Origin of the sequence: Nitrosopumilus sp. Nsub (genome assembly GCF_001541925.1) — an archaeon.
GTDB lineage: Archaea > Thermoproteota > Nitrososphaeria > Nitrososphaerales > Nitrosopumilaceae > Nitrosopumilus.
Genome location: NZ_LQMW01000022.1, coordinates 27167 through 44797 on the forward strand (window position 1 = coordinate 27167; position 17631 = coordinate 44797).

Annotated in this window: 31 protein-coding genes; 18 read left to right on the plus strand and 13 right to left on the minus strand. The window is 29.8% G+C overall.

Annotation, left to right across the window (positions count from 1 at the left end):
- Nucleotides 1-115: 115 nt before the first annotated feature.
- The 4 genes from AW732_RS06410 to AW732_RS06425 all read left to right on the plus strand — a co-directional run bounded on the left by AW732_RS06410 (nt 116) and on the right by AW732_RS06425 (nt 1162).
- On the plus strand, nt 116-349 hold the full coding sequence (locus AW732_RS06410; RefSeq protein ID WP_067960208.1) for a hypothetical protein: 234 nt from the start codon (nt 116-118) through the stop codon (nt 347-349).
- Nucleotides 350-405: 56 nt separating this feature from the next.
- Complete coding sequence (locus AW732_RS06415) at nt 406-672, plus strand: hypothetical protein (RefSeq protein ID WP_067960212.1); 267 nt, start codon at nt 406-408, stop codon at nt 670-672.
- Between the two features lie 66 nt (nt 673-738).
- Complete coding sequence (locus AW732_RS06420; protein ID WP_067960214.1) at nt 739-972, plus strand: hypothetical protein; 234 nt, start codon at nt 739-741, stop codon at nt 970-972.
- Nucleotides 956-1162 (plus strand): hypothetical protein, encoded by a 207-nt coding sequence (locus AW732_RS06425; RefSeq protein WP_067960217.1) that lies wholly within the window; start codon nt 956-958, stop codon nt 1160-1162. The genes AW732_RS06420 and AW732_RS06425 overlap by 17 nt, the downstream gene beginning before the upstream one ends.
- Here the strand turns inward: AW732_RS06425 and AW732_RS06430 are convergent.
- Both AW732_RS06430 and AW732_RS06435 read right to left on the minus strand, forming a co-directional pair.
- A complete protein-coding gene (locus AW732_RS06430; protein ID WP_067960218.1) occupies nt 1159-1512 on the minus strand; it encodes a hypothetical protein in 354 nt (117 codons plus the stop codon). The genes AW732_RS06425 and AW732_RS06430 overlap by 4 nt on opposite strands.
- A gap of 21 nt (nt 1513-1533) precedes the next feature.
- Complete coding sequence (locus tag AW732_RS06435) at nt 1534-1914, minus strand: DUF6659 family protein (protein WP_067960426.1); 381 nt, start codon at nt 1912-1914, stop codon at nt 1534-1536.
- A 94-nt stretch (nt 1915-2008) separates the two neighbouring features.
- Here AW732_RS06435 and AW732_RS06440 point away from each other — a divergent pair, with 94 nt between their 5' ends.
- Both AW732_RS06440 and AW732_RS06445 read left to right on the plus strand, forming a co-directional pair.
- Nucleotides 2009-2227 carry a hypothetical protein gene (locus tag AW732_RS06440; RefSeq protein WP_067960221.1) on the plus strand — a complete coding sequence of 73 codons (219 nt, stop codon included), beginning with the start codon at nt 2009-2011 and terminating at the stop codon, nt 2225-2227.
- Between the two features lie 77 nt (nt 2228-2304).
- Entirely contained in the window at nt 2305-2730 is a 426-nt protein-coding gene (locus tag AW732_RS06445) for a hypothetical protein (RefSeq protein ID WP_067960223.1), read from the plus strand.
- A gap of 1 nt (nt 2731) precedes the next feature.
- On the opposite strand, the gene AW732_RS06450 is transcribed toward AW732_RS06445, so the two are convergent.
- The 5 genes from AW732_RS06450 to AW732_RS06465 all read right to left on the minus strand — a co-directional run bounded on the left by AW732_RS06450 (nt 2732) and on the right by AW732_RS06465 (nt 6269).
- Entirely contained in the window at nt 2732-2962 is a 231-nt protein-coding gene (locus AW732_RS06450; RefSeq protein WP_067960226.1) for a hypothetical protein, read from the minus strand.
- A 12-nt stretch (nt 2963-2974) separates the two neighbouring features.
- Nucleotides 2975-3217: a hypothetical protein gene (locus AW732_RS06455; RefSeq protein WP_172790413.1), complete on the minus strand. Its 243-nt coding sequence runs from the start codon at nt 3215-3217 to the stop codon at nt 2975-2977.
- 40 nt (nt 3218-3257) lie between these two features.
- On the minus strand, nt 3258-3839 hold the full coding sequence (locus AW732_RS06460) for a hypothetical protein (RefSeq protein ID WP_067960229.1): 582 nt from the start codon (nt 3837-3839) through the stop codon (nt 3258-3260).
- A gap of 64 nt (nt 3840-3903) precedes the next feature.
- The gene (locus AW732_RS08780) at nt 3904-4050 is read right to left on the minus strand and encodes a hypothetical protein (protein WP_172790414.1); all 147 of its coding nucleotides are present in this window, start codon (nt 4048-4050) and stop codon (nt 3904-3906) included.
- Nucleotides 4051-4076: 26 nt separating this feature from the next.
- Nucleotides 4077-6269, minus strand: coding sequence for an elongation factor EF-2 (locus AW732_RS06465; protein ID WP_067960231.1), 2193 nt, complete (start codon nt 6267-6269; stop codon nt 4077-4079).
- Nucleotides 6270-6454: 185 nt separating this feature from the next.
- On the opposite strand from AW732_RS06465, the gene AW732_RS06470 reads away from it, so the two are divergent.
- The 6 genes from AW732_RS06470 to AW732_RS06495 all read left to right on the plus strand — a co-directional run bounded on the left by AW732_RS06470 (nt 6455) and on the right by AW732_RS06495 (nt 9406).
- Nucleotides 6455-7282: an MqnA/MqnD/SBP family protein gene (locus AW732_RS06470; protein WP_067960233.1), complete on the plus strand. Its 828-nt coding sequence runs from the start codon at nt 6455-6457 to the stop codon at nt 7280-7282.
- Nucleotides 7283-7308: 26 nt separating this feature from the next.
- Nucleotides 7309-7617, plus strand: a complete 309-nt coding sequence (locus AW732_RS06475) for a hypothetical protein (RefSeq protein ID WP_067960236.1) — start codon at nt 7309-7311, stop codon at nt 7615-7617.
- A 183-nt stretch (nt 7618-7800) separates the two neighbouring features.
- Complete coding sequence (locus AW732_RS06480; RefSeq protein ID WP_067960240.1) at nt 7801-8058, plus strand: hypothetical protein; 258 nt, start codon at nt 7801-7803, stop codon at nt 8056-8058.
- Nucleotides 8059-8149: 91 nt separating this feature from the next.
- Nucleotides 8150-8458, plus strand: a complete 309-nt coding sequence (locus AW732_RS06485; RefSeq protein WP_067960244.1) for a CxxC-x17-CxxC domain-containing protein — start codon at nt 8150-8152, stop codon at nt 8456-8458.
- Between the two features lie 148 nt (nt 8459-8606).
- Nucleotides 8607-8888, plus strand: a complete 282-nt coding sequence (locus AW732_RS06490; RefSeq protein WP_067960247.1) for a hypothetical protein — start codon at nt 8607-8609, stop codon at nt 8886-8888.
- Between the two features lie 212 nt (nt 8889-9100).
- Nucleotides 9101-9406 (plus strand): MTH1187 family thiamine-binding protein, encoded by a 306-nt coding sequence (locus AW732_RS06495; protein WP_067960431.1) that lies wholly within the window; start codon nt 9101-9103, stop codon nt 9404-9406.
- Here the strand turns inward: AW732_RS06495 and AW732_RS06500 are convergent.
- Nucleotides 9403-10500, minus strand: a complete 1098-nt coding sequence (locus AW732_RS06500; RefSeq protein ID WP_067960250.1) for a radical SAM protein — start codon at nt 10498-10500, stop codon at nt 9403-9405. The two genes, AW732_RS06495 and AW732_RS06500, sit on opposite strands and share 4 nt — an antisense overlap.
- Before the next feature lie 72 nt (nt 10501-10572).
- Here AW732_RS06500 and AW732_RS08785 point away from each other — a divergent pair, with 72 nt between their 5' ends.
- A complete protein-coding gene (locus AW732_RS08785; protein WP_172790415.1) occupies nt 10573-10746 on the plus strand; it encodes a hypothetical protein in 174 nt (57 codons plus the stop codon).
- On the opposite strand, the gene AW732_RS06505 is transcribed toward AW732_RS08785, so the two are convergent.
- Complete coding sequence (locus AW732_RS06505; protein WP_172790416.1) at nt 10733-11308, minus strand: tetratricopeptide repeat protein; 576 nt, start codon at nt 11306-11308, stop codon at nt 10733-10735. The genes AW732_RS08785 and AW732_RS06505 overlap by 14 nt on opposite strands.
- Nucleotides 11309-11581: 273 nt before the next feature.
- Nucleotides 11582-11809, minus strand: a complete 228-nt coding sequence (locus AW732_RS06510; protein ID WP_067960254.1) for a tetratricopeptide repeat protein — start codon at nt 11807-11809, stop codon at nt 11582-11584.
- A gap of 110 nt (nt 11810-11919) precedes the next feature.
- Here AW732_RS06510 and AW732_RS06515 point away from each other — a divergent pair, with 110 nt between their 5' ends.
- Complete coding sequence (locus AW732_RS06515) at nt 11920-12474, plus strand: DnaJ domain-containing protein (protein WP_067960257.1); 555 nt, start codon at nt 11920-11922, stop codon at nt 12472-12474.
- On the opposite strand, the gene AW732_RS06520 is transcribed toward AW732_RS06515, so the two are convergent.
- Nucleotides 12471-12875, minus strand: a complete 405-nt coding sequence (locus tag AW732_RS06520; RefSeq protein WP_067960260.1) for a hypothetical protein — start codon at nt 12873-12875, stop codon at nt 12471-12473. The two genes, AW732_RS06515 and AW732_RS06520, sit on opposite strands and share 4 nt — an antisense overlap.
- 127 nt (nt 12876-13002) lie before the next feature.
- Between AW732_RS06520 and AW732_RS06525 the strand changes: the two genes are divergently transcribed.
- The 3 genes from AW732_RS06525 (at nt 13003) to AW732_RS08790 (ending at nt 16044) form a co-directional block, all read left to right on the plus strand.
- Nucleotides 13003-14319, plus strand: coding sequence for an HD domain-containing protein (locus AW732_RS06525; RefSeq protein WP_067960263.1), 1317 nt, complete (start codon nt 13003-13005; stop codon nt 14317-14319).
- 7 nt (nt 14320-14326) lie between these two features.
- Complete coding sequence (locus AW732_RS06530) at nt 14327-15775, plus strand: FAD-binding oxidoreductase (RefSeq protein WP_067960266.1); 1449 nt, start codon at nt 14327-14329, stop codon at nt 15773-15775.
- Between the two features lie 125 nt (nt 15776-15900).
- Complete coding sequence (locus tag AW732_RS08790) at nt 15901-16044, plus strand: DUF5679 domain-containing protein (RefSeq protein WP_172790417.1); 144 nt, start codon at nt 15901-15903, stop codon at nt 16042-16044.
- Between the two features lie 34 nt (nt 16045-16078).
- Here AW732_RS08790 and AW732_RS06535 read toward each other — a convergent pair whose 3' ends face one another.
- A complete protein-coding gene (locus tag AW732_RS06535; RefSeq protein WP_253805589.1) occupies nt 16079-16297 on the minus strand; it encodes a hypothetical protein in 219 nt (72 codons plus the stop codon).
- Between the two features lie 50 nt (nt 16298-16347).
- On the minus strand, nt 16348-16968 hold the full coding sequence (locus AW732_RS06540; protein WP_067960269.1) for a superoxide dismutase: 621 nt from the start codon (nt 16966-16968) through the stop codon (nt 16348-16350).
- A 48-nt stretch (nt 16969-17016) separates the two neighbouring features.
- On the opposite strand from AW732_RS06540, the gene AW732_RS06545 reads away from it, so the two are divergent.
- Nucleotides 17017-17631: a hypothetical protein gene (locus AW732_RS06545; protein ID WP_067960271.1), complete on the plus strand. Its 615-nt coding sequence runs from the start codon at nt 17017-17019 to the stop codon at nt 17629-17631.

Below are 17631 nucleotides of genomic sequence, written 5' to 3' on the forward strand. Positions count from 1 at the left end.
TAATACGCACAATTTGAAATAGTTTTTTGATTAATTTAGCAAAAAAAATTTTTTATCTAAACAGCAAGAAAAATTTTACATTGGATATCTAATAATTATTTTTCAATTTTGGATTATGTCAAGAATAGAAGCATATGACATCAAAGCAAGAAAAAAAGTAACCATGAACAATCCTAAACCATATCTAATGAAAAATGGTTCATGGGCATTAAAAGGAACTAGTTCAGAAACAGGAATTTCATTATTTAGAATAGTGGGCAGAAATAAACCAAAAATTTCTCAATCCCGATTTGAATCATTCAAAAATTTGTTTGTAAGTAGACAATGTGAATGTGAAAAAATCTGCTAGTTTTATTTTTTTCAAAAAATTAAAAATTTAATTAAAGAAAAAAATATTTTAAATTAATGAAAGATTTAACAAATGAGGAGATCAGAGAAATTATTTTAAAAGAATTCTACAAAAGGGCAAAAGGGAAATCAGAAAATCCAAAAATTCACATGTACAATTTTCCAGAATTAAAAGAGATTGATAATAAAAAAATTTTTGAGAATGTCAAATATTTAATAAATGAAAATTTAGTAAGAGGTGGAATCGATCAAGATGAAAATCAGTCATTTCCATGGGTTAGTAGAATAACAACCACAGGAACAAAATTTGTAGAAGATGAATAATATAGAGTAAATTAGTGTAAAATAAAAAAGATCAAGTACTTATTTCTAAAAATAACAATAAAAACAATGGATGAAAAAGAAGAAGATAAATCAGAAAAATCAAAACAAAATCACATTATTTACTACAAATCATTAAGTAAAATAATTTCAAATATGGAAAAAGAAATTGACGATGAAGGAGAACCTGCTGTAAAAGAACATCTAAGAAGTAGAATTGATGCAGTAGAAAAAGACAGAAAAAGAATCAGAGATCTATTTCCAGATATGAAAATGGAGGAATGGGATGACAACACCAACTGAAAAAAACCACAACAAACACCTAGATTTACTACATGATTACAAAATACATTTGGTCAGACAGGTTCAAGAATTAGAAAAAATGGATAAAAAATCAGAATTTTTAAAAAAATGGAATGAAACTACTATTAATGAAAGGAAAAAAGAAATTCAAGTGATAAATAAAATTTTAAAAAACATGATCAGATTTTAGTCATGAAATTTTTGTGCCAAATCATAGATACTAGTACATACAAAACCCATATTCTCAATTGAAACACCATCAATCCAAATCACTTCTTCATCAATGGTATAATCATAATGTAAATTACTATAGTTTGAATTTACAAATGATTTCTCATTATCAATTAATTGTTTTATTTCATTTAATTCAGGTTTTGAAAAAACATAGTTACAAGACATCAAATCAACATTTACAGTATAATTACCATGAACAGGATTGATTTTTGATTTGATAAATGGTTTGTTTTGTTGTTGACATTCTTTGTAATGTTTATCATATTCAAACATTTTAGAGTCTGCAAGATACTTATGAAAAGTCATCAGATTTTAAAATAATAAAAATTAGATAGATGCAGTTATCTTTTTAATTTTTTCAATTAATTTAACTTTAGTTGTCATAGGAGTGTTTGGTTCAACTGTAAAAAACACAATGTTTCTTTTTGTATAAAGTACTAGTTGAGAAACTTTTTCTCTTTCAACATGAACAAATTGAACTTTACCTAATGAACGATCAAATTCTTTTCTCATAGTTCGTCTTTGTGCAACTTGTTTACAAAAATGCTCTTCAGCTTTTTGAGAATTAAGACTAGTCTGGCCTTTTTTCATGATACCTTCACGAATATTTCCTTTAGTATCAATAATTGCTGCAAATCTCATTTTTGAATTTAAACTAACGATTTTTTCAACAAGATCTAGAAGATCTACTTTCTTTTTTACAGCCATAGTCATAGAAGGTATTTTGTCAAATATAAGCCATTAAAATAAAAAATGATGCCTAAAAATGCCTATTTATTAATTGGAAATATGACTAAAATTTATGAAAACTGGAATGCCATGGATGATCATAGGTGTCAGCATGTTCATTTTAGGACTAATCTTATTTTATTCAATGGAATATAATGAAAATTCAGCAATCATCAAAAATTCAGGAACATTTGTAGGTCTAACAGGAATAGGCGTAGCAGTTGCAGGGATTCTACTATATCTAATTAACAGAAAACCTCAACCAATTCAAGAAAATTATGATATAGAATAATTTCTTACATGAATCAAATATCGAAACAAAAAATATGAGAAATAAACTATAATAGTACAAAAAAAAGAATTGGATAAATGTCTGAAAAAACATGGATGGGAAGAATTTATCTAAAAGAAGAAGGAGGTTACAAAATTATCATCAAATCTTTAACTCATTATAAAAAAAGATTACAAACAATCCATGCAAGTCCAGAAGTAAAGGAAGCAGCTGCAATGTTTGCTCCAGTATTGCAATCACAAGCTAAAAAAAGAATTCCCATGATAGAAAGTGCTAAAACAAATATTGAAAGATTTTTAGTAGATTCAAAATTATATGAACCATTAGAACAAGATTTAGAAATTATTGAAAAAGCATTAGAGTGTAGAAAATCAGATATTGAAAAAGTAGAAAATACATCTGACGAATATTTTGTAAAGTTATTAGAGAATGTTAGCGAATCTAAAAAAGATTTACCAGAAATAGAAAATGCATTAAATAAAATTAAGATATATTCAGAATAATCTATTGACCCTGCAAATACCAGTCATAGTAGGGCAAAAGCAATCTACACTGTTTTTTCTTTTCAGATTCTGACGAAAGTTCAAGAATTTTTTCAACTTTGCCGTTTAGATACTCAACAGTCAAATTACTTTTAAATTCAAGCATGATTTGAGCCAATATTTCTAAAAATTCATCAGATGACACATCATCAAAATTATCAACAATGTTTTTAATTTTAATTTCTAGAGACATTATAATTGATCGTTATGATTTAGATAATTTAAACAAATCTTCATCATCCCAAGTTAATCTAAACTTTCCAGTAACTCTAAACATACTGAGTTTGGCACCATTTTTGAAAATCAGTTTATAGGTTTTATGAGAACTATCTTCAATCTCTAAAGATACTTTGTCTTTCTTTGTTTGAAAAACTATGGGATTATTAGATATCTGAGTCCATTCCTCATCATCAAAATCCATATAGAATTTTGAATATAGTAATCCCATAAAGAATCACAGAAACTACCGGAATAAAAACTAGATAAAATCATGTTTCAAGATCATATTGTGGAACATTTACCTGATGGTGACTTACAATGGTTGGAAAAATTAACTCATAATCAACATCTCTTTTAATTATTTTAAAAAGTTGTGAGATCAATTGTTGAATCATTAAATGTTCGTCACGATATAATGTTTTTTTAGGATTTTTTATAGAATCTAAAATAGTAAATCCTGTATCAGTTTGTAACAAACTTTTCAAAAACATAGTTCCAATCAAAATTTTTTCATCAACATCCTTGTGGGGAAACGAAACATCGAGATTTTTTATCTTTAATTTTATATCATGAAATGCTTTGTTTGTGTTTTGTTCTAATTGTTGTTGAGATTTTTCTTTATAATTAGGAGTAGGAACATAAAATTTCATATTTCCTTTCTTTTTAACAAACAAAATTTCTTTTTCAATTAAGGAATTTTTTGACTTTTCAAAAGTAGTTTTTGCCATATATTTTGGAACTAATAGAGTAATCAAACCATTATGATGTAAATCAGGATTATCCTTAATTGTCTCTAAAATTATTCTTTCACGTTCATAATTTTTAACTGTGGGCTCAAATCGACTCATCATATTTAGGTCGACCTATATTTAATGGGTTATCTAATAAGGTTTATTGTTAAAAATTTTAAAAAAATTAACGGAACAATTCCAATTCTTCAAGTATTTTATTCATAGAATGCTTCCAACGTCTCATTTCATCAATATCATGAGGTCTATTATCTTCCAAAGATTTTTTCATTTTTAATAATTCTTGATAACGAGTATTATCAACTTTAACCATCAAAATCTATAGAAAAATTAGAATAATTATTCTTTATCTATAAATTCATTAACTCCAGGTGGCTCAGGAGCTAATCCTTTTCTTTTTCTAATATCAGCTACAGCAGAAGACAACATAGATTTTGGAACTTCAGTCCATTCTTTAAAGGAAGTATTCCAAGTTGCACGACCAGCAGTTTGACCTCTCATTGCTTCAGATAAAGTAAAAGTTTCAGATGCAGGTAATTCACCTACAACAATACTTGATGCACCTTTTTGTTGCATATCAAGAACTTTACCACGTTTACCAGAAAGAATTGTTGCAACATTACCAACAAGATCAGTTGGTACACGAACTTCAATTGCAAGTGTTGGTTCTAAAACAGCAGTACCTGCAGTAAGTAATGCACCCATACAAGCTCTTCTGGAAGCAGGACCAAGTTGAGATAATCCTCTGTGAGCAGTATCTTCATGAGGTACAAAGTGTGTAAAGATGAATTTACAATCTCTCATTTGTTCTTTACAAAGGGGACCTTCACGCATTACTTCATCAAATCCGGAATTTATAGAATCAGTAGATTCTTGAACAAATTGAACACCTTTTGTTCCATTAATCAAAACATTTCCACGAGAATCAAATTTCATTACTCTCTTAATTGTATCAGTATCCCATCCTGCACCCTTTAGCAAATCAGCAACAACTTTTTTGTCTTTCATATCGCTGATTTCTCCAGTTCGTAACATGTGAGCAATTTCAGGTTCCAATGGCTCAACTTTCATGAAAATTTTATTGTGTCTATTTGGCGATTTAGACATGATTGGTTCACATCCAGCTTTAACAGTTTCTCTATAGTTAATCAAAGGTTCAGATGTAATGATTTCACATTTTGCGTCTTGAATTCTGTGAGTTGCAACATCTAAGTGTAAAACACCCATTCCTGCAACAATTGTTTCACCACTCTCTTCATCGATTTTTACAACTAAGTTAGGATCCTCAATAGTAAGTTGTCTTAAAATTTCAACAAGTTTTGGTAAATCTTTAGGATGTTTTGGTTCAATTGCAATTTGAACAACAGGTTCTGAAACGTATTTTACACCTTCAAACATTGGAATGTCTTTTACAGTAGACAAAGTGTTTCCTGCACGACATTCAGTTAAACCTAACAATGCGGGAATATTACCAGCACCCAATTCACCAACTTGTTCTCTTTGATTACCCATAAAGAAATTAACAGACTGTACACGTCCGTCTCTTTTCTCATCAAGGATATGTAATGTTTGACCATCCTTTATAGTTCCAGAAAACAATCTTCCAATTGCAACAGGACCAGCTGCAGGATCCAAAACCATATTTACAACCATCATAATTGTTGGCCCATCATCTTCACCAGCAAGCAAAGCCTTTCCAACATCAGAATCTAAATCACCTTTCCAAATTTGTGGAATTCTATACTTGATTGCATCTTGTGGTGCAGGATGGTGTTTTACAACCATTCCAAGAACAGCATCAGCTAATGGTGCTTTTTCAACTAGATCTGGAAGTTTTTCTGCAGTGTATGCATCTATTACATCTTTAAAAGTAATTCCACGTTCTTTCATTAAATCAGTGTTAATTGCCCATCTATCTTTTGCAGAACCAAATGTAACACTTGCATCTTGAATAGATACTTTCCATTTTTCTTTGTATTCTGGTTCAGCATATGTTTCAACTAATTGATTGAAAGTTGAAACAACTTCAGCTAATTGTGCTTGCATTTTTTCAGGGGTTAATCTTAGTTCTTTGATCAATCTATCAACTTTATTGATAAACAAAACAGGTCTTACTCTTTCTTCAAGTGCCATTCTGGTTACAGTTTCAGTTTGGGTCATGATACCTTCTACAGCATCACATACTACTACAGCACCATCAATTGCTCTAAGACTTCGAATTACTCTACCACTGAAATCAACGTGGCCAGGAGTATCAATCATGTTAATGACATAATCATTGTCATTTTGAGAATAAAGTAAAGTAACGTTAGCTTGGTAAATTGTAATTCCTCTTTCTTGTTCTTCCTTATCAAAGTCCATTGCAAGTGCTTTTCCAGCAGCAGTAGGGGCAATAATTCCAGAATAAGCCAAAAGGCTGTCACTCATAGTTGTTTTTCCATGGTCAACGTGTGCAATAACACCAAAGTTACGAATATTTTGTTTATTTTTGATAATTTTCATTACTTCTTGTGTTGACTTGAATTTTGCCATAATGCGAAAACCAGTCGAGGATTATATAATGTATGTGATATTTAGTCGCAAAATTAAATTATTAATTTTTTTAATTTTAAAAAATTTGGAATAGAGAAGAATTTTCAAAATGATCGTCATCAAACAAACAACAGTATCAAACAGCGAGGATTTGGATTTTTATTACGACTCATTAAAAACCAAATATGGAAATTTCAGTAGGACATACTCCAGATTCTGATGATGCATTCATGTTTTATGGAATGTTTACTGATAAAGTACCATCACCAGATTTTACTGTAAACCACGTAATCGAAGATATTGAAAATCTGAATCTTAAAGCAACAAATCCAGAATTAGATGTAACAGCAGTATCAGTACATGCATGTGCATACATACCAGGATACACCATTTTGAGAAGTGGGGGAAGTTTTGGAATTAATTATGGCCCAATAGTCACAGCAAAAAAACAAATGACAATTGAAGAATTAAAAAAATGTAAAATTGCAATTCCAGGAAAAATGACATCAGCTTTTCTATTACTGCAATTAATGATAGGAAAATTTGACTATGTTGAAATGAATTTCAGCGATATTCCTAAGGCCGTGGAATCCGGCGAGGTGGATGTAGGATTAGTAATTCATGAAACTCAATTATCATATGAGCAAGAAGGAAATGTAAAAATTTTGGATGTTGGAGAATGGTGGGATAAAACCACAAACGGTTTACCAGTTCCATTAGGGATTAATGTGATGAGAACAGATTTAGGAATGGATACAATTGTAAAATTTGATAAATACTTACAATCATCAATTGAATTTGGAATAGAGAATTTTGAAGATGCCATAGAATATGCAATGCAATATTCCAGAGGAAAAGAACGTCCTTTGATTGAGAAATTTGTTAAAATGTATGTAAACCAAGTAACAGTCAATATGGGAGATTCTGGAGAACAAGCAATTAGAAAATTATTTGAAATGGCAAAAGAAAAAGGATTAGTTCCAGACTTTGAAATTAGTATTGCCACCAAGTAATTATAGAACAAAAAAAATATTCGATTATGTCTGATGGATTAGATGGAGATGGTATAGGTGGAGCAGTTTTAGAAGTATTAACAGGCAATGCATTTAGGTTATTGGTAAGTCACACTAGAAAAGACAACAAAGGAGATTATGGAAAAACTGAAAAGATCATCATGGGGTTAATCAAAGAGACTGAAGAAGGACAACGTCCAGAACAAACAAAAGAAGATTTAGAACGGGCATTAATTGGGAAATTTGTCACATGTAAAGTTCAGTACAGAGATTCAAAAACGGATGCATTGGTATGCAATGTGTTTGTTCAAAAACCACCAGAAGGTTCAGTATAATTTTAAAACAAAATAGAGATAAGAAATATTTAGTTCATTACTAACAATTATGTGCTGATGATTATGTCAACGGGTTCTCTCTGATTTTCCTCAAAACTGATGAATATTGCCGAATTATGAAGCACGAAATTTAACAAAAAAATTGACCAAAATGATATAATACAGATAAACTAGATAAGGAACATGACAGAAGATGTATGTGATTTTTGTAAAGGAGTTGGTTCTAGTTCTACAAATGTATGTGTCTATTGTAATGGAACAGGGGAATGGAACCAAGCTGCTCAATCATATGTAAAAAACCACATTTGTCAGTGCATTGTATTGGATAGAAAATTTTGTCCAGTATGTAACAAGCCATGTCATCATGACACTAGCCTCAATCCAAAACAAACAATTGATTCAGGACATGGTGGAATGTCAGTACCTGAAATTCCAATGTAATAAAATTAATATTCAAAGATTTCAAAAAGACCAAAATCAGATAGTTTTACAATGGTTTAATTACAACGCCATTTGATTAAACCTAGAAAACATGTCATATAATAAAGAAGATAGACAAATGTTTGATGCAAAATGCGGTGATTGTGGTACCGATTGTCAAGTACCATTTCAACCAAAAGAAGACAGACCTGTATATTGCAGAGAATGTTTCCAAAATCATAGACCAGCACCAAGAAATAGAGACAGATTTGGTGGTGGCAGATTTGGTAGAAGAGACGACAGACCACGACAAATGCATGATGCAAAATGCGGTGATTGTGGAAATGATTGTCAAGTACCATTTCAACCAAAAGAAGACAGACCTGTATATTGCAGAGAATGTTTCCAAAATCATAGATAATACAAACAAATTGTTTTGGGAAAAACACTCAAAACTTTGTAACTTTTATTAAATTTTCCAAACAAATAGACCGCATAAGATAATAAAAAATCAATTATGAAAAAAGATTGATTCCCTAATATATGATGAAATTTAATAAAATCCATAGATGGTTCTAGTAAATAAAAAAATGTTAGCAGGAGGAATGGCAATGGTGATTGTAGGATTAGTATTTACGATCAACATCAATGCTGCAATTCCAGTAGGTCAAGCAGGGATGACAGAAGAAGAAACGTTGGACTTGATGTTGGCTGAACAAGAAAATAAAGATTATGGGACATTAGCAGGAATTTTGTTTGGTTTAGGATTTTTACTAGTCTTGATTAGTTTTGGGGCACGAAGAAAGAAAGGCGACAAACCAACAAAGAATGTAGAAAAAAAAGTAGAATAGAGATTCTCCGTTTATTTTATACGTTACAACATATTTTGATAGGTACGTTTGATTCCAAAAATCGCGTTAACCAATTCGGGTTAACAAAACGTGGTAAATGTAGAACGGAACTCTCCAATCTACATGAGGTTGGTTGAGACTCTTCATCTCACCAATCTCACTATTTAGAAAATTATCAAACATTTTAAGTCAAAATTAATTTGAAACAAGTAATGATTCAAGCAGAAATCAGCATATACCCATTAGCAACAAAAACCACCAGTGTGAGTTTCTACATTGCCAAAGCAATAGAATCAATAAAAAATATAGAAAATTTAAGATATGAGATTAATTCTATGGGTACGATTTTAGAATCAAATGATATTGACAGTATCAACAAAGCATCAAAAAATATGGTAGAAACAGTTCATAATTTAGGAATAAACAGAGTTGAAGTAATTATAAAAATAGATTCAAGGACAGATAAACATCAAAAAATGGAAGAAAAAATAGATTCTATAAAAAAACAAATGAGTTAAAATTGTTTTAAAATTCCAAAATGAGTGTTTCTTTGAGCAGGTGTTCGCCCAATTTCTTTGACCATAGTAGCTAATTCATCTACAGAAGAAGTTGTAGGTTTTCCTGCAGCACGATAAATTTCTTCAGAAAATGCAGTTCCAACTAAATCACTTCCACCATTAGATAATGCAACTTGTGCCAATTTCTTACCGTATGCAACCCAATAAACAGAGATATTGTTTAATGTATTTGCAAGCATCAATCGTGATAATGCAACAATTCTCAAATCATAAACTGAAGAGCATTCATTAGTTACTAGATCATTTTGTTCTAATTCAGTATTGTCTAAACTAAATTTTAAAGGAATTAAAGTTACAAAACCATTTGTTTTCTTTTGAAGTTCACGAATTTTTATTAAATGATCAACAATGTGTTCTGGTTTTTCAATATGACCATACAACATAGTAACATTACTTTGAATTCCCATTGTATGTGCTTCTTCAATAACATCTAACCATTGTTGTCCAGTACATTTACCACGAACAATTTTACCACGTACATCAGGATGGAATAATTCTGCTCCTCCGCCAGGCATAGAATCCAATCCAGCGATTTTCAAACGAGATAAAATTTCTTTAGTAGAATTTTTTGTAAGTTTAGATAAGAAATGAATTTCAGCTGCAGTTAACGCTTTGATATTTAATTCAGGGTGACTTTTTTTGATGGTTTTCATCATATCTTCATAATATTCTAAAGGAAGTTCAGGATGAAATCCACCAACTATGTGTACTTCAGTAGCACCCATTTGTTTTGCAATTCCAACTCGTTGTTCAATTTCTTTAGGGGTTAAAGTGTAAGCGTCCTCTTCATCGCCTTTTCGATAAAATGCACACATTTGACAACTTGCAGCACAAACATTTGTGTAATTCATGTAATATGAAGCAGCAAATGTTACAGTGTCACCAACTAATTTTTTTCGAGTAGAATCTGCAACAGCGCCAAGTAAATGTAAATTATCATAATCCATCAACTCCAAGCCATCCTTGTAAGACAATTCTTCTCCAGCTAATGCACGATCTAATGCCTGAGAATCACCAACAAGTTGTTCTAACATACATTTTGACTCTCCTTTTAGGATATATTCCATACTCTTAAGAAATAAGTAACCAAAAAAATTAGAAAACTCATGGTACTTCCATTAGTTGATGAACATAAACCAAAATGTTACTTGTGCCACGAAGGTTTTGAAAATATCGAAGATTTAAGAAAACATCAAAACTCAAAACATCAAGATTTCTTTGAAACAAATGAAAAACAAACCAATCGAGAACCAGCACCAGGCGATGTTACAGTTTTTTAGAACTGAGATTAGTAGATTTTAAAAGTTCTTGTGCAGTATCCTTAGAAACTTGAGCTAAAGTACAATGTTTGTCAATAGATAGGGCTTTTTTGAAGTATCGAATAGCCTCTGGAAGATCATTTAATTCACCTAAAGAAAGCCCTTTGTAAGCCAGTGCCATAGAACATTTTTGATCAATTTCTAGTGCCTTGTCATAACAAGCAATTGCATCAAAATATTTTTGATCAAGATGTAATGCAGAACCTTTGTTAATTAAGGCATCAATATTGTTTGGAGATAATTCAAGAGCTTTGTTAAAACTATGAATAGAAGATTTTATTTTTCCAAGAATTTGTAAAGTAACGCCCTTATCAATTAAAGCAGAGATATTTTTGGGATCTGTTTTTAATATCAAATCATAAAACTCAATTGCTTTTGAAAAATTTTCATCATCAATGCAATTATTTGCCTTTAAAAATAATTCATCTACTTTGGTATTCAACAAATCATCTAATTTGGTGTCAATAATATAGTGATCCTTAGTTAAAACTTTATTTTGTTGAATGGCAACAAGTTTTGACATATAGAAAATTAACATGTTTTTGAATTAAAAGACAAGTTATTCCAACATAACCAACGACAAAAAATAAAATTATGGTAGGCTCAAAAAGGATAAAAAATGAATTAAGATAGTTTAATTCATTTATTGACAATCCTTGCAATCAGGATCAATGCAAATTGGATTATGCTTCCCATCACGCGTAGGATGAGCAGTATCTCTACGTCTTTGTGTTCTTGTCATAACATTACATGGTTTTCATGATTAAAAAGGTTAATTCAGATTACCACATAGTGGTTATGAAGAAAATTTGTCTCTTGGATCAAGTTTAAGAGAATTATTGAAACATTCCATAGATTCAGCATAACGACCTAAACTCCTAAGAGCAGCACCCTTGTAATTCCACAAATCAGGATTTTTTGGATTTAACAACAGTGCCTGTTCAAAAAAAGACAAGGCATTTTCAAAATTACCATTTTCTAAATGAGATTTTCCGGTGGAGACAAGATCATCAATTTTGTCCATAATTTTGTATAAATTACATATCTATTAAATTTGAAGAGTTAAGAAACTCAGAGAAAAATATACTACTAAATAGAACAAAAAATCATTTTCAATAATATAGGTTTGAACATATGAATAAAATTGAAATTTTTGTAATTTTTGTAATGATGATTGGTACTTTACAAATGGCTAGTGCCCAAGAAAGTGATTCTGAAAGAATATTGAAAGTGTCAGACGATGAAAAAATAATTTTGTTTGCAGGATTTTCTGTTGCAATAATTGCAATATTTCTATTTTTAGCCAGAGACATCATATTAAGAAAAAAGACAACATATGACAAACAAGAACATGATTCAAAAAAAGATAGAACATATGAGAAATATCATTCTGATTGGGGGGATGATTATGAAGAAATTGGAAAAAGAGGAAATACTAAACAAGAAAAAGAATTCAGAGAAGAATTGGCAAATGAAAACTTGCCAGATTATTATGAAATTCTAGGAGTCAAAAGAGATGCAACGGCAGAACAAATCAAAAAAAGTTTTAGAGAATTAGCAAAAAAAACTCATCCAGATAAAACCAAAGAAGATTCTGAACAAGAAATGATCAATATTAACAAAGCATACGAAATATTGTCAGATGAAAAATCAAAAGAAAAGTATGACAGATATTTTAAATCAAGTTAAAGAGATTTTAAATTAATAATTATCATACTTAATTCGATAGAATCAGGTGTTTGAACACTATTTGTTAAATTAGTAAAAATCTCCAAAGAAATGGGTTTATCATCTAATTCAATTAATGTAGAGATTTTTAATTCACCAAATTCAGTATTAGGTCCAAGCATTTTTTTTGTAAGTAATGGAACAACAGAAAGATCTTTGAGTACGCCTTTCATTTTATATGCAAATTTTCCAGAAAAATATACCCCACCACGAGTAGTAGGTTCGTTTACAGGAACAGATGAATTTTCAATTGAAACATCAATTAGATCATAGTTTTTGTCATTAAGATGAAGTATGAACTTAGGAGAATTTTGACTAGTAAAATTCATTAAATTTTCAAATAAATCAGAATCTATAGACATAAAAAAAATTCTCATGTCTAAATTATTGAATCTTGTGATTAAAGATTAAGAAAATTGCAATTATTTTTGTTATTTTCAAAAAATATTGTGGAATAAATTTAAAAACTTGGATTATAATCGAAAAATAATGCAAGAACTTGCAACTACTCATTCAATGAGAAATGAGATTCTTAGTTTAATGGCAAAACACGGATTAGAAAATAATTGCTATCAAGAAATGCTAGATTATACAATTGATCTGTTTGATAGTCAAGGTTTGGGAACAGATTATTATGGATATCACAATATTAATCACGAATTAGAAGTCACATACGTTTCCCTACTAGCAATTAATCAGGAAAAAATCAAAATCACACAAGAAGATAAAAAATATCTGTATGCTGCAGCGCTATTTCATGACTTTGATCCACAAAAGAGTATAGATAAACCACACGAAGAAAGTGTATTGAATTTCATTTCATTGGATAAAAAATTAAGAGAGTTACTAAATTCTGCAAATATTGATTTAGAAATTATCAAAGTGTTGATACTAAGAACCACATATCCATGGAACGGAGAAATGAAAAAAAATGCAGAAATTGAAATCAAAAAATGTTTTGAAAAATCAGAAAAAACAAGAAACAACATAGCTTTACAAGAACACATTATGGAAATTGGGTGGTATTTATCAGTAGTAGATAGAATTAGTGGTTATGTATTAGGAGATTTTTCAAAAGCAATGGAGATGGCAAAAATGAATGCACATGCACTTGCATGGAGGCCATCAATAATTATCAGAACAGCAGTAGCATATTTTGAAGAAATTTTAAACAAGGAAACAAAGATGACAAAAACAATTCTTAAAACACTACCAAAAGAAATGAGAAAGAATTTTTTTGATACAGTATTATCTTTTATGAAAATGAGAGAGCAAGAAGTATGTGTTCAGGCAGATGTTTCATACGAGAATCTAAAACTAGTTTCAACAATTGAAAATAAAACTACGCAAGAGGATCCAGATTTTGCTCAAAAATTATACAACATATTTTTAGAATTACCAAAACCATTACAATTTGGAAAAGAAAATTTCAAAGAATCAATCAAACAAAAAGATACAATCATCAATACTTTAAGATTAAATGATTGTCAGGGAGAAATTATTGGATTTTCAAAAGGAGGGCCGCTTGAAAATTATCAATTACGTGAAGAAATAAGAGATGAAAATTTTGGTTTGAAAAATACAGTATTTTTAGAGCCTTTAGCGTTAAAAATGGGGTATTGGGGACTTAGGGGAGGCAGCGAGATGAGACACATGTTCATCATGCAGGCACATTCAATGAAATACAAGTATTTGACTAGTTTTGCATTACGAGATGTAATTAGAGCAAGAATCACCAAAGAGGATGCAGAATTTGTACAATTATTTGATCCTGAAAGGTGGGATTACTATAGAATGAAATTATAAAATACAAATGAAAAAATCAATTTTAAAAACACTTGAATCCAAAATTAAAGGAGAAGTACATAATGAGAAATATTTCAGAGATTTTTATTCTGTTGATTCAAGCTCGTATCAATTAATTCCACAAATAATAGTAATTCCAGCAGATAAAGAAGACATCATCAAAACAATAAAAATTGCAAAGAAGTTTAAAACATCAGTAACTGTACGAGGAGCAGGAACAGGGTTAGTAGGAAGTGCATTAAACAACGGAATAATTGTAGATATGAAAAAAATCAATTCTGTTAAGATTAATAAAAAATCAGCAATTGTTGGTTCGGGAATTTTGAAAGGACATCTAGATAAAGAACTACAAAATAAAGGAAAATTTTTTCCTCCAAATCCATCTATTGGTAATTTTTGTTCGTTAGGAGGAATGTTAGGAAATAATTCTAGCGGCAGTAGAAGCGTGAAATATGGTAGCACAGTAGACAACGTTAAAGAAATTACATTTATTGATGGAAATGGGAAAATCATTACATTACCAAAAAACAAAAAGATTGGTGAAAAAATTTTTCAAAACATTACCATAGATGACAAAAAAATTCCCAAAACTTCCAAAAATTCTTCAGGCTATCAACTAAAAAAAGTTACATCAAATAAAGAGACACATAAAATAATTATTGGTTCTGAAGGAACATTGGGGATAATTGTTTCAGCAAAATTAAATATTTTAGACATTCCAAAGAAAAAAATTCTATTCATAATAGAATATAATTCAATTTTTGAAGCAGCAAAAAATAGTCAAAAAATAATAAAAACAAGCCCATCTACGCTTGAATTTGTAGACAAAAATACGCTCAAAAACATAAAATTTGATTTTGATAAATCAACCAAGTGTTTACTCTTTATAGAATACGATGAAAATATTTCAAAATCTGAAAAAGAATTAAAATCAATTATTTCTGGAAAAATTATTCAAAAATTAAATTCAGTTTCAGATATGGAAGCATGGTGGAGACATAGAGATTCCTCATTACACTATAGTTTAAAATCAATCAAAAGAGAATTAAGAATTCCACACATCATTGAAGATGCTGCAGTTCCATTAGATAAAATGCCCAAGATGTTTTCAGTGTTAAAAAAAATTGAAAGAAAATACAAAGTAAAAATGATAATTTATGGACATATAGGGAATGGAAACATCCACGTTAGATTAATTTCAAATAGAAAAAATACAAAAATGATTAAAAACATTGCAATTGAATATTTCAACGAAGTAATAACAAACAAAGGAACAATTTCAGCAGAACACGGTGATGGGTTAGCACGTTCAGAATTTGTTAGAAAACAATATGGGCAAAAAAACTATCAAACATTTAAAAAAATAAAAAAGATATTGGATCCAAATAATGTTTTAAACCCAGGGAAAATAATTACAAAAAAAAGTACAATTGTTAAAAATTTAGAAAAATGTTAAAAATTTTGAATTGACCGTTACAAAAAATCTTGTTTAGGGTGATAAAAAATAAGATCGGATATTTGCCTATTAGTAAAAAAAGTTCAACAAGTTCTCGCTAATATAAGAACAAGCCTACAATGATCATGACAATAGGATATTGTGTAAAGTGCCGCGACAAACGAGAAATCGGTGGCGCCGAACCATACACCATGAAAAATGGAAAACCTGCAATCAAAGGTACATGCCCAACATGCAGTACAGCCATTTTCAGAATAGGTAGAGGATAGAAGTTCGTAAGAAACTCAATCTTCTATTTACTAGTTAAGCCTTGCCATAGCGAAAGCAATGGCGATGGATCTTTTTCAATTTCTTGAATAATTCTATTTTTAAAACAAATGAAAAATTCTCAATTGCATCATCACCATCATTAAAAATTTCTTGTCCAATCTCATTAATCCTAGTATGTTTTTCAGGAATTTCTGAAGAATCAGGATTTTGTAAACAAAATTTCATCAAATCAATTAATTCCCATTTAAGCATCACATCCACACATTTGTACAACAATAATTCTCAATGAACCTTTTTTCAAATCAGAAAATTTCTTCAAATCGATTTGTCACATAATCCCAATTAATGATATTCCACCAGGATTCAACATAATCAGGTCGTTTGTTTTGATAATTTAGATAGTATGCATGTTCCCACATATCAATTCCTAAAAGAGGGGTTTTTTGAAGTGTCCAAGGACTAGTCTGATTAGCAGTAGTAATTATTTCAATTTTATGATACGTTTCATTAAAAACCAACCAACACCACCCACTCCCTTCAACAGAAATTGCTTTTTGAGAAAAAATTTTTTTGAAATTGTTAAAATCATCAAAATAAACATCAATTTGATCCTCTAATTTGCCACCAGGAACCTTATCACTTTGAGGAGTTAATGTTTCCCAAAATAATCTATGATTTTCAAAACCACCACCAAAAAAATTAATGGAGTGTCGACCAGATTCGGGAATGGATTGTAATTCTGACAATATTGCAGAAATATATTTTGGATGAGATGCAGCACCTATTCCAGCAAGAGAAGTGTTTAGGCCATCAACGTATGTTTGATGATGTTTTTGATGATGTATTTTCATAGTTTCTTTATCAAAATAGGGCTCCAATTCATCATAACCATAAGATAATTTTGGAAGTTGGTATAGCACCATAAATAAAAAAATGATAATCAACATATATTATTCAAACTGAATTAAATTATGAGAAAATTAGGAACAATTGATTTAGAAGTATTACAGTTAGCAATGAATGAAAATGGAACATTTGATGAAACTCATCTAGAAAATTCCAATCTAAAAAGACATGGAGTAGGAAAAATTTTAGACACTCTAGCATCACTTAAAGATAGAAAATTTATCTCAATGAATCAAAATGGTTCATTTACTATTACAAATTTAGCTAAAGAAATTCTTTGGAGTTCAAAAATTCCCACATGGGCAAAAATTTTAAGACTATTACAGATCAAGTCATGTGATTTACAACAAATCATTGAAACAATAGATAATTCTGAAGAGAATGTATTTAATGAATTAGAACAGTTAAGAAAAAACCAACTTGTTTTAATGTCACCACAACGTCAAGATGATAAGATAATCAAAGTATATGAGATTTTACCAGAAGGCATTCAAGTAATTGATAAAACAGAAACTCAAGGATTTGAAAACATAAAATTTGATAAAAGTAAATCAAGTGGAGAAAAATTAGAAACAATTGAAGAAATAATTAATGAAGTTAAAAATATGAGTTGTTCTGATAATGAAAAAAATAACATCATAGAAAAACTGAATTTGTTAAAAAATAATTTAAAAATTTAA